This window comes from Allobaculum stercoricanis DSM 13633, assembly GCF_000384195.1.
Classification (GTDB): Bacteria; Bacillota_I; Bacilli_A; order Erysipelotrichales; family Erysipelotrichaceae; genus Allobaculum; species Allobaculum stercoricanis.
Genome location: NZ_KB913034.1, coordinates 1,943,775 through 1,959,336, shown reverse-complemented (window position 1 = coordinate 1,959,336; position 15,562 = coordinate 1,943,775). Strand labels below are relative to the sequence as shown.

The 15,562-nt window shown below is 37.2% G+C and carries 14 protein-coding genes; 10 read left to right on the top strand and 4 right to left on the bottom strand.

What is annotated here, in order from left to right:
• Positions 1-54 precede the first annotated feature (54 nt).
• From ALLST_RS0109125 to ALLST_RS0109105, 5 genes are all read left to right on the top strand, one after another.
• Complete coding sequence (locus tag ALLST_RS0109125) at positions 55-1,272, top strand: helicase-related protein (RefSeq protein ID WP_019893885.1); 1,218 nt, start codon at positions 55-57, stop codon at positions 1,270-1,272.
• A 110-nt stretch (positions 1,273-1,382) separates the two neighbouring features.
• Positions 1,383-1,724 (top strand): hypothetical protein, encoded by a 342-nt coding sequence (locus ALLST_RS0109120; RefSeq protein ID WP_019893884.1) that lies wholly within the window; start codon positions 1,383-1,385, stop codon positions 1,722-1,724.
• A gap of 221 nt (positions 1,725-1,945) precedes the next feature.
• The gene (locus tag ALLST_RS0109115; protein ID WP_019893883.1) at positions 1,946-3,697 is read left to right on the top strand and encodes a hypothetical protein; all 1,752 of its coding nucleotides are present in this window, start codon (positions 1,946-1,948) and stop codon (positions 3,695-3,697) included.
• Positions 3,698-3,937: 240 nt separating this feature from the next.
• Entirely contained in the window at positions 3,938-4,936 is a 999-nt protein-coding gene (locus ALLST_RS10655) for a bifunctional UDP-N-acetylglucosamine diphosphorylase/glucosamine-1-phosphate N-acetyltransferase GlmU (protein ID WP_033400001.1), read from the top strand.
• Between the two features lies 1 nt (position 4,937).
• Positions 4,938-5,933 carry a ribose-phosphate diphosphokinase gene (locus ALLST_RS0109105; protein ID WP_019893881.1) on the top strand — a complete coding sequence of 332 codons (996 nt, stop codon included), beginning with the start codon at positions 4,938-4,940 and terminating at the stop codon, positions 5,931-5,933.
• A 47-nt stretch (positions 5,934-5,980) separates the two neighbouring features.
• On the opposite strand, the gene ALLST_RS0109100 is transcribed toward ALLST_RS0109105, so the two are convergent.
• On the bottom strand, positions 5,981-6,754 hold the full coding sequence (locus tag ALLST_RS0109100) for a TatD family hydrolase (RefSeq protein ID WP_019893880.1): 774 nt from the start codon (positions 6,752-6,754) through the stop codon (positions 5,981-5,983).
• A 127-nt stretch (positions 6,755-6,881) separates the two neighbouring features.
• Positions 6,882-7,826, bottom strand: a complete 945-nt coding sequence (gene galU, locus ALLST_RS0109095; RefSeq protein WP_019893879.1) for a UTP--glucose-1-phosphate uridylyltransferase GalU — start codon at positions 7,824-7,826, stop codon at positions 6,882-6,884.
• 496 nt (positions 7,827-8,322) lie between these two features.
• Between galU and prfA the strand changes: the two genes are divergently transcribed.
• The 4 genes from prfA (at position 8,323) to ALLST_RS0109075 (ending at position 12,190) form a co-directional block, all read left to right on the top strand.
• Positions 8,323-9,399 (top strand): peptide chain release factor 1, encoded by a 1,077-nt coding sequence (gene prfA, locus ALLST_RS0109090; RefSeq protein ID WP_019893878.1) that lies wholly within the window; start codon positions 8,323-8,325, stop codon positions 9,397-9,399.
• Entirely contained in the window at positions 9,399-10,247 is an 849-nt protein-coding gene (gene prmC / locus ALLST_RS0109085) for a peptide chain release factor N(5)-glutamine methyltransferase (RefSeq protein WP_019893877.1), read from the top strand. Before prfA ends, prmC begins: the two co-directional genes overlap by 1 nt.
• Positions 10,248-10,279: 32 nt before the next feature.
• Entirely contained in the window at positions 10,280-11,143 is an 864-nt protein-coding gene (locus ALLST_RS0109080) for a methionyl aminopeptidase (RefSeq protein WP_019893876.1), read from the top strand.
• 201 nt (positions 11,144-11,344) lie between these two features.
• Positions 11,345-12,190, top strand: coding sequence for a Cof-type HAD-IIB family hydrolase (locus ALLST_RS0109075; protein ID WP_019893875.1), 846 nt, complete (start codon positions 11,345-11,347; stop codon positions 12,188-12,190).
• Between the two features lie 72 nt (positions 12,191-12,262).
• Here the strand turns inward: ALLST_RS0109075 and ALLST_RS0109070 are convergent, their stop codons facing one another.
• Together ALLST_RS0109070 and ALLST_RS10650 are read right to left on the bottom strand one after the other, a co-directional pair.
• Positions 12,263-12,835 carry a xanthine phosphoribosyltransferase gene (locus ALLST_RS0109070; protein ID WP_019893874.1) on the bottom strand — a complete coding sequence of 191 codons (573 nt, stop codon included), beginning with the start codon at positions 12,833-12,835 and terminating at the stop codon, positions 12,263-12,265.
• Between the two features lie 41 nt (positions 12,836-12,876).
• Positions 12,877-14,193: a CapA family protein gene (locus tag ALLST_RS10650; RefSeq protein ID WP_019893872.1), complete on the bottom strand. Its 1,317-nt coding sequence runs from the start codon at positions 14,191-14,193 to the stop codon at positions 12,877-12,879.
• Between the two features lie 279 nt (positions 14,194-14,472).
• Between ALLST_RS10650 and ALLST_RS0109060 the strand changes: the two genes are divergently transcribed.
• Positions 14,473-15,378 carry a YitT family protein gene (locus ALLST_RS0109060; protein ID WP_019893870.1) on the top strand — a complete coding sequence of 302 codons (906 nt, stop codon included), beginning with the start codon at positions 14,473-14,475 and terminating at the stop codon, positions 15,376-15,378.
• The last annotated feature ends 184 nt before the right edge of the window (positions 15,379-15,562 follow it).

Genomic DNA, 15,562 nt, shown 5'->3' with positions numbered 1-15,562 from the left:
TTTCTTCATTCAATATTTATGATTCAATTTGCGAATTTCTGACTATAAAAAGATATGAAGTGTTTAAGATGCCAAAATCAAGATCCCCATTTTTTCTTTTGGATCAACAATCATCTCTATTGTCGCAAGTGCATGGATTTTGGTTTATTAGAAGTTGGAACGCTACCGTTAAAACCACATCTTTCTTCTCGCGTATGGAAAGGAAAGCCGCATTTAGAATTTGAATTAAAGTCTTTTCAAAAAGAAGCATCGCATCAAGTTCTTGAATATTTAAAAGCGGGAAAAGATGTTTTAACGTATGCAGCTACGGGAGCAGGAAAAACAGAAATTTCTCTTGAGAGTATTTGTTGGTATTTAGCTCAAGGGAAAAAAGTATGTTTTGCGATTTCACGAAGACAAGTTGTTTTAGAAATTGCGAAACGTCTGTCTGCCAATTTTCCCGAACTTAAAGTGATTGCCGTTTGCCAAGGTCATACTCAAATTACGGATGCGGATCTAATTGTATGTACTACCCATCAGTTATATCGTTATCCATTTTGTTTCGATTTACTCATCTTGGATGAATTAGATGCTTTTCCTTATGCAGGAAATGATGTTCTAGAAGCGATCGCCAATCAAAGTTGTGTTGGTCAAAAGTTACTCCTTTCGGCAACGCCGGATCAAAAAAGTTTACAGGCAATCGCGCAAGGAAAAATGGGAATGGTCAATTTATTTAAGCGTCCCCATGAACAGCCGTTAAGTGTTCCGAAAGTGAAAATTTGTTCACGAGGGATGATGGTGGTTTATATATTCATGGAATGTATGAGATATAAAAAACAACGCAAACAAGTGTTATTGTTCGTTCCTAGAATTCAAGATACAAAATGGATGAAATGGATTTTAAGTCCTTTTATGAAAACCGACGTGATCCATTCCAAAAGTACAGATAAAGAAATCATCATGGAGAGATTTCATGATAAGAAAAGTCAGGTGTTGATATGCACAACTTTACTCGAAAGAGGAATTACTGTTCCATCGGTGCAAGTGATCGTTTACCGAGCCGATCATCCCGTGTTTACCAGCGCGAGTTTGATCCAGATTTTCGGACGAGCCGGCCGCAGTTACAACGATCCCTACGGCAAGACCAGCGCATATATTCAAACGCCATCCCAACAACTGACCAAGTGTCTCGAACAAATTCATTACATGAACACTGTCTCTGGTGTAGCGCCCCAATCAACACATGCCAAACGATTCAAGACGTTTTTCAAGGATCCAAATCACTATGTTTAGATTGCCAAAAGAAGCTTCACCCGGTATGGGTAACGCATAAAGTATCGCGAAAACGAGTTTGGATTAGTTATTTGTGGAATGAGGAATTCGAAACGTTTTATCAAAGAATTATGAAATTTCATGATCTTGCGCTAGGGCAAGCTTTACTTGAATACCAAAGAGCATGGATCAAACCCCTTTTGAAATATCCAATTCTAGCGATGGATTTCGATTATAATGCAGATGAATTTCATGCGCTTTTTACCGGAATTGTTTTACGCGATGTACGACGGGTTCATCAAAGACAAGAGCGTCCTTCATTCTATATTGCTTGTTTTATTTATCCAATAGACCCCCAAAAAATCCAATCGATTTTACAAGACCACTATTGTGTCGGTGTGTGGATGATGGCTCAAAAAGAGGAATGGATCCCGAAAAGTTGGTTGAGTCAAATGATGAAGAAAGCGATGTAAAGCGATTTATTTTGAAAAGATCGCTAAAAAAATAAGAAATCATTTGGATGAAAACAGGTTTTATGAATAAATTAGATTTTGTTTATCGATTTTCGTTATTTTTTGATTAAAGTGAAATGGGCATTAAATTTAAACTTTTCAATATCACCCGTTTTAAAATGATAAACACGAATATCAGAGAATGAATCTGTTAAAATATCCAAAACAAAGGGAGGTTTCTGATGAGCAATAGAGAAAATGAAGTTTTAGATTCATTACTTGATTCATTATCGGATGATCAGGAAATGAAACAGAAAATTAATGAGTTTGCCCGGAATAAAGAACGTCAACGTCGTATACAGCGTGCGCGAGCAACTTCAGAACAATTTCAACAAACTTATTCCCGTTCCAGTCAACAGGAATCTTCACTCGACAATATTGTTGAAAAAACACGAGAACAACCTGTTTTTCATCCTCGAAATATTCCGATCGATGAACCGGAAGAAACAGATAAAACGTATGAGTCGTTAGATATTCCTGATTTTATGCGTAGCCACAATGTTTCAGATTTAACAATTAATTTAAATGAACTTGATCGTGATGGACTAGAATACGAGCCAAGGCAGGATGAACAAAGACAAGTCAATGAGAACACAATCGAACAAACGCGGCAGTTTGTACAAAACGATCGTGTTAGTCCGTCTAGACCAGTTCAATCTCAACCGAATCGTCATATGCCGCAACAGTCTTATGAAGCAGTTGACCAGATGCGCATGATGCCAACGCCAGATCGTTCGCGAATGCAACCGCGTCAAGATATTGGTGGGGCAACACGCCAAATGGTTCGTCATGAAAACTTACAAGAGGCAGCTTATCGTTCACATCCAGCTGATTCGACTCGCGTATTTGATCATCGAGCACCAATGAAATCTAATCAAGCAGGTGGTACGGTACGGATGAATCAAGATGAAATTCGCAATTTACTCGATAAAGAAGAACCAATTTTAAAACGGGAATATTTGCAAGATGAGGATGACTATTCTGATCGCTATGATCGCAAATCGCGCCGTAAAAAAAGTGGGGCAAAAGGGGCGCTCATTTTTGGAGCAGTTTTGTTAGGAATTGTGGCATTGTTTGGTGGCGGTTATGCGCTCAAAAGTTTTATTGATACAACTATCGCGGATAAACAAGGAATGGATGAAGGTTTTGATGCCTTGATGGATTGGATTGCTGGATATAATTCTTATTCTGATGAAGAAAAGATGGATATTCTCGATTTTAGAAAAACATATGAAAAACTCAGTCAAGATGCCAAAGACAAAGTTAACTCTTTAATCAGTTCGGTTACGGGAAAATCATTTGATGAGCTTTTAGCAATTGCGACTATGGGAGATAAACCAGAGTCTAGTGTCGAAAATGTTGCGAATGCTGAAAAGAAAGCGAAGTTGCGTGAACAAGTCGAAACACTAGAATTGGAAGTTTCGGAATTATCCAAACAACTTTCTGAAATTGATTCGCGAGCGCAATCAGCGGAACGCAAATTTAATGATAAACAAAGTGTTTATAATGCTTATCAATCTGATGTCAAAGCAGCTAGTGATGCGATTGCCTCTTATCAATCCCAATTGAATAACTTACCTTCGATTTCCGATTTACAATCGCAATTGATCATTTTGCAATCACAACTTGAACGCCTAGAAGCCAATGAAGGCAATGAGGAAAGTGTGATTTCAATGCAACAAAGAGTCGCGAGTCTGCAAAACCAAATTGATACGCACGATAGTACAGTTGCTGATTTAGAATCAAAAATCTCGATGGAACAAAATAATCTGCAACAAGCATCAAGTAAAGCCAATACGGCAAAAACAGAAATGGATAGCGCAAATTCTGAATGGCAAGCCATTAAAGATGAAAAAACGCCAATCCAAGAAAAAATTGATTCTAAAAATTCAAAAATCCAAGAGTTAAAAGACGAAATGGATGCAATTCAATAATTCAAATCAAAATGGAGTTCAGGTCTTCTCTTTCTTTAGAGAAGATCTTTTTCTTTTCACGAGAACAAAAGTGAAGTAAAGAAAACAAAAATTAAAATGTCCAATTTCACTTCGTTTTCACAAAAAGATTACTTAGAATCTCAATATGAAAGAAGATTCTATTTTTCTGTAACCGTCATTACATTTTCGCTCAAGAAAGAATGCGCTGTATGTGTTAAAATGAGACCGGAAGGTGATTCTATGACACAAAAAAATGCCATTGTACTTGCTGCGGGCAAAGGAACAAGAATGAGATCCGAAAAAAACAAAGTGATGCATACTTTGATCGATCGTCCAATTCTTGCTTATCCGATTGATGCTTTAAAAGAAGCAGGTGCAGATCGAATTGTGGTTGTGGCTGGATACCAAGCTCAATCTTTAATGGATGCATTCAAAGATGTAGAATTTGCGATTCAAAAAGAACAGCTCGGAACAGGACATGCTGTAATGCAATGTACAGTTTTGGAAAATGAACCAGGCTATACGTTAGTCATGAATGGGGATGTGCCTTGTTTACAAGCCAGTACACTACAAGCGTTGTACGAAGAAACACAAAAGAACAATCATTCACTCGTATTATTAAGTGCAGTATTGGAAGATGGTGCGCATTATGGTCGAGTAGTGAGAAATGATGCAGGTCAGGTTTTAGAGATTGTCGAAAGTAAAGACTGCACTCAAGATCAGAAACAAATCCGGGAGATTAATGCTGGAGTTTATTGTTTTAATAACCGGGATTTGTTTGAGTCATTGTCTAAATTGACAACCAACAACGCCCAACATGAATATTATCTGACCGATCTGGTTAAGATTCTTTCTTCGCAAGGAAAAAGTGTACAAGCCATTCAATGTAACCCAGATGAAATGGCAGGGATCAATACAGTGACAGAACTGTATGGAGTATCCCAATGGATGATTCAAAAAATCAATCAGAAATGGATGGATCAAGGCGTTCAGATTATGGATCCAAAACGCACGGTCATTGGTAAAGATGTGCAAATCGGTCATGATGTTGAAATTTACCCAGGTACGCATTTGATGGGGAAAACAATTATTCAAGATTGGTGTGAAATTTACCCAAATACTTGGATCGAAGATGCGACAGTAGAAGATCACTGCAAACTTCATTCTTGTATCGTTAAAAATTGCACAGTGCCACAGAACACTTTCAAAGAAAATGAATTCATTAAGGAAGGACTCTGACATGAAACAAAAAGAAGAACTAAAAGATTCAACTGTAGTTTTTGCGCTTAGTGCCAGCAAAGGTCTTGCGCAAGAAATTTGTGATATTTTAGATTTACCACTTGGTAAATGTGATGTTCATCACTTTGCTGATGGTGAAATTCTTGTTGAATTAGGCGAATCTGTTCGTGGAAAAGACGTATTCTTCGTTCAATCAACTAACCGCCCAGTAAACGATAACTTGATGGAATTGTTAATCGGTATCGATGCGTGCATGCGTGCATCTGCTCGTTCCATTAACTGTGTAATCCCATACTTTGGTTATGCTCGCCAAGACCGCAAAGCAAAACCAAGACAGCCAATTTCTTCTAAACTTATCGCAACAATGTTAGAAAGAGCTGGTGCAAACCGTGTAATCACAATGGATTTACACGCTGCTCAGATCCAAGGTTACTTTGATATCCCAGCGGATGACTTAAACACATTGCCATTAATCGCTGAATACCTCAAAAACAAAGATGGCTTAAATCTTGAAGACATCGTTGTTGTTTCCCCAGACCATGGTGGAACTGTTCGTGCAAGAAGACTTGCAGATCGTTTAGGTGCTCCAGTAGCAATCATCGATAAGAGAAGACCAAAACCAAACGTTGCAGTTGCAATGAACTTATTAGGTGAAGTGGATGGTAAAGTTGCTGTTGTCATCGATGACATGGTTGATACAGCTGGTACTTTAACAAGTGGTATTAACATGCTTTATGAAAAAGGCGCTAAACAAGTTATCGCTGCTTGTGCACACGGTGTATTATCCGGACCTGCAATTGACCGTTTAAAATCTGCTAACCTTGCAGAATTCATCGTTACAAATACAATTGATCAAGCAGAAAACAAAGCAAAATATGAAGAAATGACAGTTCTTTCTGTTGCTCCTCTTGCAGCAGCTGCAATCGAAGCAATCGAAGAAAACGAATCTTTATCTACTGCTTTAAACGCAGCAGTAAGCTACACTGATCAGAAATAAAATATGAAAAAACTGAAGATCTCAATAAATAAGATCTTCAGTTTTTTTTAGCTATTTTTTGAGTGAGGAAATAAAGATAAGAAGTTATTTCGTATTTGTTGTTGTAAAACTGTTTCATCTACTTCTTGAATTTCAGCAATTTTAGATACTGTTGCATGAACATAAGCAGGATGATTTGTTTTCCCCCGATAAGGAACAGGGGAAAGATAAGGGGAATCTGTTTCGGACAAAATGCGATCAATCGGACAATGGGCAACATTGATCAAACCTTGTTTGTTGTTTTTATAAGTGATCGGACCAGCAAAAGAAATGAGTGAATTTAAAGTTAATGCTTCTTTCATAATTTCTAGCGAACCGGAAAAACAATGGAAAATAATTGGGGTTTTCGCATAAGCCTTCAAAATATCTAAACAATCCCGACTTGCATCGCGCATGTGAATTGAGATCGGTAAATTAGTGGTATTGGCAATTTCGATTTGACGAATGAATAATTCTTTTTGTTGTTCTTTAAATGTTGTATCCCAATAATAATCGAGACCAATTTCACCAAGGACATCGAGATGGTGGGCTTTTGCTTCTGCTTCTAAATCAGCTAAATCTTCGAAAGTAATATCTTGAGCATCCCCTGGATAAAAACCATAAGCAACTTTTAAATGCTCAGGATATTTAGCTTTTAATTGTTGTGCGCGTAAGTATTCTTCTTTATTTGTACACATGATCATCATTAAATCGACTCCTTGTTGGAGTGCTTCTTCAATAATGAGGTCGGCATCTGGATAAAGCGTGTCGCAAGTGATATGACAATGCGTATCAGTAATCATGAACATTCTCCTTTTTAAAAACATAAAATAAGTAAAGGATGAACAATATCCGTCCATCCTTAGTTTGTGTGAAATCAAATTTTAAGTGAGTCATCGCAAGGATAAGATCAAATTTACACTTAGCGAATTATTTCTGTTTTGATTTGAAGATTTTCAATTCGATTGGGGCTTCGTTTTGAGGAGCACCAGTTTTGGTATAGCCTAAAGCTTCAATAATCTCTTCCATAGCTTGACGGGTGTCGTCACGGTTTAATGCGAATTCAACTTGGGCTTGTAAGAATCCTTTACGATCTCCGACATCATAACGATTTCCTTCAAATGGGCAAGAGTAAACATCTTCATCATGACTTAAACGATCGATCGCATCAGTTAATTGAATTTCGTTTCCACGACCAGCGGGTTGAGTTTCAAGTTTTTCGAAAATGCCAGGTGTTAAAACATAACGACCTAAAATAGCTAAGTTACTAGCGGCATCTTCCAATGCCGGTTTTTCCACAAATTCACTTACACAGTTGTAGCCATTATCTTGTGGTTTGATATCTGCGACAATGCCATATTTTGAAATATCTTCATCTTTGACATTTCGTGTACCGACGACGCTACAACCAGTTTGGTCATAAATGTCGATTAATTGACGAATGGCACCTTTGCCATTTGGGTTGACGACAATATCATCACCGAGTAAAACCGCAAAAGGTTCATTTCCCACAAAGCTTTTAGCACATAAAATCGCATGTCCTAAACCTTTAGGTGTTTTTTGCCGGACAGAAACGACGTTAACCATGTCCGTGATTTTTTCGATCATTTCTAAATGTTCGAGATCATTGGAAGTTTTTAGTTTTTCTTCTAACTCGAAAGAACGGTCGAAATGGTTTTCGATGCTTTGTTTATAAGAGTTTGTGATGATACAAATCTCCTCAATCCCCGCTTCAACTGCTTCTTCAATGACATATTGAATTGTAGGAATATCGACAATAGGTAACATTTCTTTTGGGATTGCTTTTGTGGCAGGTAAAAAACGAGTGCCAAAGCCAGCTGCAGGAATGACAGCTTTACGTACTTTTTTAAACATATAAAGATTTCCTTTCGAAGTTCAAATTCGTTTTGAACTCGTTTATACGATAAAAATGATGAGTTCTATCTTCTCTATTGTAGCGGTTAGAGAGGTTGTGTTCAATCAAGCGTATCAATCAGACAAGAAAAGGAAAAGATAAAAAAGAGTAAAAAAAATTAAAGGAACTATAAATAATGAATATATGGACATTCAAAGGAATCGAATGAAACTTTAAAAAAGGAATAAAAACACTTTAGATACTCATAAAATGGAATCTCTTTGAACATTTAAGTAATAAGAAAATCAGTATAAAATAGAAAAGGGATTCTCTAGATTTGCGTGAGTAAATGTAGATTGCATTCAAGAAAACCACTATAAATTAGGAAGAGATTTGATGGAGATTCCCTTTTATTTATGAAAATAGTAAGATAATTTGATGATTGAGTAGACTTTTACTCGATCAGAATTGTAAAGATTCACTTGATGAATACATAAATAGATGAAAGGACAAGACATGGCAAAAATGGAAGACCGTCTAGATACAATGGCACAGCGTCTGGACGAAATTAACGAAAAAATGATGGACCCTTCAGTCGTTGGCGATCGTAGACAAATGTCTAAACTAGGACGTGAAGCCAATGAACTGACTCCAATTATCGAAGTATACAATGAATATAAAACAGCAACTGCAGAATTAGCAGATGCTAAAGAACTGCTCAAAGAATCTGATGCTGAAATTATCGAAATGGCGAAATTAGAAATCAGCGAGCTTGAACCAAGAATTGAAGAATACGTTTCAAAACTGGAATTACTTTTAGTTCCAACAGATCCTAACGATTCCCATAACGCATTTGTGGAAATCCGTGGTGCTGCTGGTGGTGATGAAGCCAATATTTTTGCGGGGGACTTATTCCGCATGTATTCCAAATATGCGGATTCAAAAGGTTGGCGTATTGAAGTCAGCGATGCTGAAGATTCCGAAGCAGGTGGATTCTCTATTATCTGCTTTAAAGTTACTGGCCAACATGCTTATGGAACACTTAAATACGAAAGTGGATCCCACCGTGTACAGCGCGTTCCTAAAACAGAATCCCAAGGTCGTATCCAAACTTCAACGGCAACAGTTCTTGTTTACCCAGAATTAGACGAAGAAGATTTCGATATTGATATGAACGATTTAGAAATCGAAACAATGCGTGCTTCTGGTGCTGGAGGACAGCACGTCAACAAAACTGACTCTGCTGTACGTATCGTGCACAAACCTACAGGTATCGTCGTAAAATGTCAGGACGGACGTTCTCAACACGAAAACCGTGCAACAGCTTTAGCAACGATTGCGGCACGTGTTAAAGAAGAACGCCAACGTGAAATCGATATGAAAAACGATGCGGAACGTAAAACTAAAATCGGAACAGGTGACCGTGCTGAAAAAATCCGTACTTACAACTATCCACAAAACCGTGTAACAGATCACCGCATCGGTTACTCTGTAAACCAATTAGATCGTATTATTGATGGTCGTTTAGAAGACTTAATGAACGCTTTATCAACGGCGGATCAACAAGCAAAACTTGCAGGAGAATCTCTCTAATGATCACATGGCACCAATTGTTACAGGAAGGCAAAGAAAGACTGTATCAAGCAAACCAATCCGACCAAGCAGCTCTTTTACTGTTGAATGAATTGTGTTCCCATAGAAATATCAATTTATATATGGTGATGGATGAACCTGTGAATGAACAAGTTCAAACAGATTATTTAGAAGCAATTCATCGTATGGAAAAAGGCGAACCACTCGGATATGTATTAGGGTATGAAAACTTCTATGGCTACGATTTTATCGTTAATGAAGATGTTCTTATTCCTCGTCCTGAAACAGAAGAATTGACAGGTCAAGTCTTAATGCTTTGCGATGACGTGCTCGAAAAAATCGAACACCCTGTTGTTTTTGACGTTGCAACCGGATCAGGTGCAATTGGTATTACTCTCTCTTTAGAAGAACCACGTCTAGATGTCTATGCTTCAGATATTTCGCAAAAGGCATTAGAAGTTGCTTATATAAACAACGAAAAACTTGGAGGACGTGTCGTCTTCGTGCAAGGAGATATGTTACAACCATTTGTGGATCGCAACATGCATTGTGATGTCCTTGTTTGCAATCCACCTTATATCCCACAAGAAGAAAAACTCGACCATGGTGTAGTGGACTATGAACCCAATGTCGCATTATTCGGGGGCGAAGATGGTTTGTATTTCTATCGTAGTGTCTTTAAAAATGCGCATAAAGTTTTAAACGAAAATGGAATCATGGCGTTTGAAATGGGATATGATCAAGGTGAACGTTTATCTGCTTTAGCTAAACAATATTTCCCTGAAGCGGATGTACAAGTGCTCCAAGATATTTCACAAAAAGATCGCATTTTAGTTGTACGCACTTAAAATGTACAAACAAAGAAAGAAGATATTCAAAAATGTTAACAAGAAATGATCCTTGTTGGTGTGGAAGTGGCAAGAAGTATAAAAAATGCCACGAAGAATTCGACCGTCATCTTCATCAACTTAAAAAAGAAGGAAAACGAATTCCTACCCACAAAATGATTAAAAACGAAGAAGATATTCATTGGATTCGTGAAGCCGCTAAAATCAACAATGCGGTATTGGATTTAGTTGGCGAAAAAATTCATATCGGAATGACAACTGACGAAATTGATCAGCTCGTTCACGACTATACTGTTGAACATGGTGGAATCCCAGCTTGTTTAGGTTACGAAGGTTTCCCAAAAAGCTGTTGTACATCAGTCAATGATCAAATTTGCCACGGTATTCCAGATGATTACGTGCTCCAAGATGGAGATATCATCAACGTCGATTGCACAACGATCGTCAATGGCCACTATGCAGATGCTAGCCGTATGTATTGCTTAGGAAACGTAGCACCTAATGCGCAAAAACTAGTAGATGTCACAAAACAATGTTTAGAAGCCGGGATTGCGGCAGTTAAACCTTGGGGTCACTTAGGAGATATTGGTGCAGCAATTCAAGAAATTGCGCACGCGAATGGCTATTCTGTTGTCGTTGACTTCTGTGGTCATGGTGTCGGAAATGCATTCCATGAAGATCCTATGGTTCCTCACGTAGGCCGAAAAGGAACAGGTGTAGTTTTAGCGCCAGGAATGGTGTTCACAATCGAACCAATGATCAACGAAGGTGTCGCAAGTTTATTTATCGATGCCGACAATGATTGGACAAGTTACACTGATGATGGAAAACTTTCTGCCCAATGGGAAAATACAATTTTAGTCACTGAAGACGGAATTGAAATTATCGCTCATTAATGCAACACACAATGTGCAAAAAACAGAAGATCAACTTCTGCTTTTGCACATTTTTTTTAGACATCTCATTTCGATTTTCATGATGTTTTGATCGAGATCGATGAAATTGCCGATCTTTCTTGGAAATTATCTTTTCTTGATTGAGATTGCCGTGGCAAAATGAGCTTACGAAAAAAAACTTAAAGAGAGGGAGTGACAAATATGAATGTAAAAGACATTCGTTTAATTGTGATGGATATCGATGGCACACTCGTGAATAGTCAAAGACAATTAACACCAAAAACAAAAGAAGCGCTCATTCGCTTAGAAGAACATGGAATTTGTCTTGCCTTAGCATCCGGCAGACCGTATAAAGGATTGATTCAGCTCGCAAAGCAGCTGAAGATGGATGAGTATAACGGAATTTTAATTTCAAGCAATGGTGCTAGAGCGGAAATTCTACCCTCTCGAACGGTTCGCTTTGAACATGCAATTCCTACAGAACTTGCCAAAGAAGTCTTGGAGCATTTAAAACAATTTGACGTGTATCCTATGATTGAAGATGGCGATTATATGTTAGTCAATAATGTCTATCAAAATGAAATTACGTGTAAAGGCAAGACGATGAATATTATTGATTATGAAGCACATAGTAATGGCTTTTTATTAAAAGAAAGTCACAATCTTACACAATCAGTCAATTTTTCACCATCTAAGATTTTGAGTGCCGGAAGTGATGTTTATTTACAAGAGCATTATCAAGAAATGGAAGCTCCATTTAAAGATCGCTTGGATTGTATGTTCACAGCCCCTTTCTATTTTGAATATACCGCAAAAGATACCAATAAAGGTGCTGCAATTGAGTCGTTAGGTTATGCTAAAGAACAAATTGTCGCGATTGGCGATGCACAAAACGATTTGCCGATGTTTAAAAAAGCAGAAATTAAAATTGCGATGGGCAATGCGGTGGACGAAGTAAAATCTGCTGCTGATATTGTTGTGGATGACAATAACCACGATGGAATCGGAAAATGGATAGAAGAAACATTCCCGGAATATTTTCAATAAAACTCAACTTATAAAAAAGACGACAAGAACACATTAAAGATGTGAAGAACTTGTCGTCTTTTATTTGTTGGATTAATCTTCTAACCAATAAATCTTGCCATCCACCATTTTTTGAATAGGGGCAAGAGAATAGAATGGATATCCTTTTTCTAATAAATAAGAACGTCCTTTTTGGAACGATTTTTCAATACAGAAGCCACAGCCACATAAAATGGCATTGCTTTGGGTAATTAAATCTTCAACCCCTTTAAATGCTTGGCCATCGGCTAAAAAGTCGTCGATAAATAATACGCGATCACCAGGGGCAATGGCCTCTTGTTCCATACAAATGGTGTACGTTTTTTGTTTGGTAAATGAATAAACTTCAGTACTGATTGGATGATCCATCGTAGAAGGTAATGCTTTTTTTGCATAAACGAGAGGAACATTTAAATAGAGTGCAGTCATGAATGCTGGAGCAATCCCTCCAGATTCAATGGTTAAAACTTTAGTTGGCTTTTCGTCTTTAAAGTAATTTGAAAAAGCTTTACCGATTTGATCCATTAAGGCAGGATCGACGATATGATTCAAAAAATGATCGACTTTTAAAACTCTTTCGCTTAAGACACGCCCGTCTTTTTCAATTCTTTCTTGTAAAAAATTCATATTTTAGCCTCTCTTTAAAATGAATGATGTTTAGGCAACTGCTATTCAAGAACAACTTGAATTCGCTCATCCCCTTGAATAATGGATGAAACGTATTGTTGCACCCAAGCTTTTGAAATGTCCATGCCTTGGGCACTCACAAAATGATTGGCAGCTAAATCATCGTTGTATTCATGAATAGTTGTTGTTCGATATTGGCGTAAATCTGGAGAAATCCAAGTGATAGTAGGAATTATTTGAATCTCACTGAAGGACGCTTTTTGTTTGTTGAAATCATAGTTTAATCTGAAATTTGCCATACCGCCAACCATTGTGACATTAGAATCTTGAGCAGAGATAAAATTTCCAAGTGAATAATAAACTAAAGTTGTTTGGTCTGAAGATTCAATGAATTCAACAGGCTGAATCACATGAGGATGGGTACCAATGATCACTTCAACCCCTTTTGAATGAAGATACTGTGCTAAAGTACGTTGTTCTTCATTAGGTTCATTATGATACTCATCTCCCCAATGCATCGCAACAATTTGGACATCACTTAATGCATTGATGGCATCTAGTTTTTTGTCAATTAACTTATAGTTGATTGTATCATCGACGTTTCGATACACATCAATTAACCACTCCATTCCTTGCGGAACAGTATAACCATTTAAGCCGTATGTAAATCCACAAAGACCAACCCGGATGCCGTTGATTTCACGAACGACAGGTTGTTGGGCATCTTCATAGCTGGAATAAGCGCCAGTTGCACTCATATCAGGGAAGTGTTGTTGGATATAGGCTTTTTCATATTTTAAACCTTCAGCTCCGGCATCTAATGAATGGTTACTGGAAATTGAAAACCAATCGAATCCAGAAGAAACTAAAGAATCCATCATTTCTGTTGGGCCATTGAAGGAAGGATAACCGGATAAACCAAATTGATCTCCGGCACAAACCGTTTCAAAATTACAATATGCGAGATCTGTATTTTGAAAATAAGGAATAGTCGTCTCGTATAACGGAGTAAAGTCACGATTTCCGTGATCTTGTTCGTGATAAACGAAAATAGTGTCATGTAATAAGTTGTCTCCAACCCCGGTAAACGTAAAAGAAGAGGAATTCATTATTTGGGGATAAGATGTAGGATGGTCTAGTTGAGAGTCCACTGTAGAAGAAGCAACGGGAGAGTTTGTTTGAGGTTTGGATGGAGAAACGTTTCTCGATTGAATCCAAAACCAACCGGCCCCCAAAAGACATGCCACCAATACGCAACTGAGAATAACTAAGGCATATAGATGGCGTTTGCGTTTCTTTTTCTTAGCTAAAATCCGTTCAGAACGTTTTAAAGGACGAGGATCTTTTGAGTGGTTCATATTTTATCTTTCTAGGATGTTTTAAAAACTAGGAAATAACATCACGTTTAATGATTTAATTATTTCACTGTTTATTTAATTTATCCAAACGAATTTGAACAAAAATGGAATGGTGAGATCCATCCCTAAAAACCATCGAAAAATCAATTGTTTATTCAAATTTTGAGTGGAATTGATTTTAAAGATCAACAATTCGTGACAATAGACTGCTTTTATCTAACTTTGAAAAACACAAAAAATTGAAATAAGATAGGTAGGAAAAAGAAATAAGGTAAATTTATGAGTGATTTAAAAAAACAAACATCTATAAAAACTCTTTTGGTGATTGCCTTTGGAGTTTTTATCGAGGCATGTGCCATTACATTTTTAATTTTCCCAAATCAAATTTTGACTGGGGGAACAGCAGGGGTTGCAGTAGCTTTGCAACCTTTGATCCATGTCGATCCGATCTGGACGTCTAATATTTTAGTCGTCAGTCTATTTGTATTAGGATATTTCTGTCTTGGAAAACAGTTTGCGATTAAATCGTTTGCGGCAACTGTGTTTTATCCAATCTTTGTATTTGGTTTGAATTATGTATACAGCTTATTTCCAACTGATTTCTTTGTGATGCCAGACTATCTTGCTTCAATTTATGCCGGGATTTTAGTGGGGATAGGCTTAGGACTTGTATTCTATGCGAATGCGAGCACCGGCGGTATGGATATTTTAGCCTTGTTAATCCATAAGTATTTCAAAATAAAAGAAGGTGATGCCGTGACAATTGTCGATGGCTTGACCGTAATTCTAGGAATCTTTACTTATGGTTTAGCGCCAGCGTTAGTAGGAATGATCTCTGTCTATGTTTGTGGGTATACGATTAATCAAACAATGATGATTAACGCTTCACATCGCAAAGAACTTATGGTGATTTCAGACAAATGGAATGAAATTCGTGAATATATATTAAATGAAGTGGATCGTGGTTTAACCTATTGGAAAGGTTTTGGCGGATACACTCAAGATGAAAAAGTGATATTGATGTGTATCATTGATCAAAAAGAATACCCAGAGATCGAAGCGAAGATCACACAAATAGATCCAGTCGCATTTATAGCGGTAAGTGATGTACATAAAGTTCACGGTGAAGGATTTACTTTTAGACAATCACAACGTCTTGAACAATTCTCAAAACAGAAAGCTTAAAAAATAGTTGAAACAGTCTCTGAATTTTTAAAAGTAGAAATTCAGAGATTTTTTTGCAAAGAAGAAAAATAGAAAAATCAACAAAAAAAGAAGATCAAAACGAAGAATAAATAACTCACAAAGAGAAGTATATAATTCAGTATGAATAAAATCTGAAAAAAATAATCCGAAAAAACACGATAGG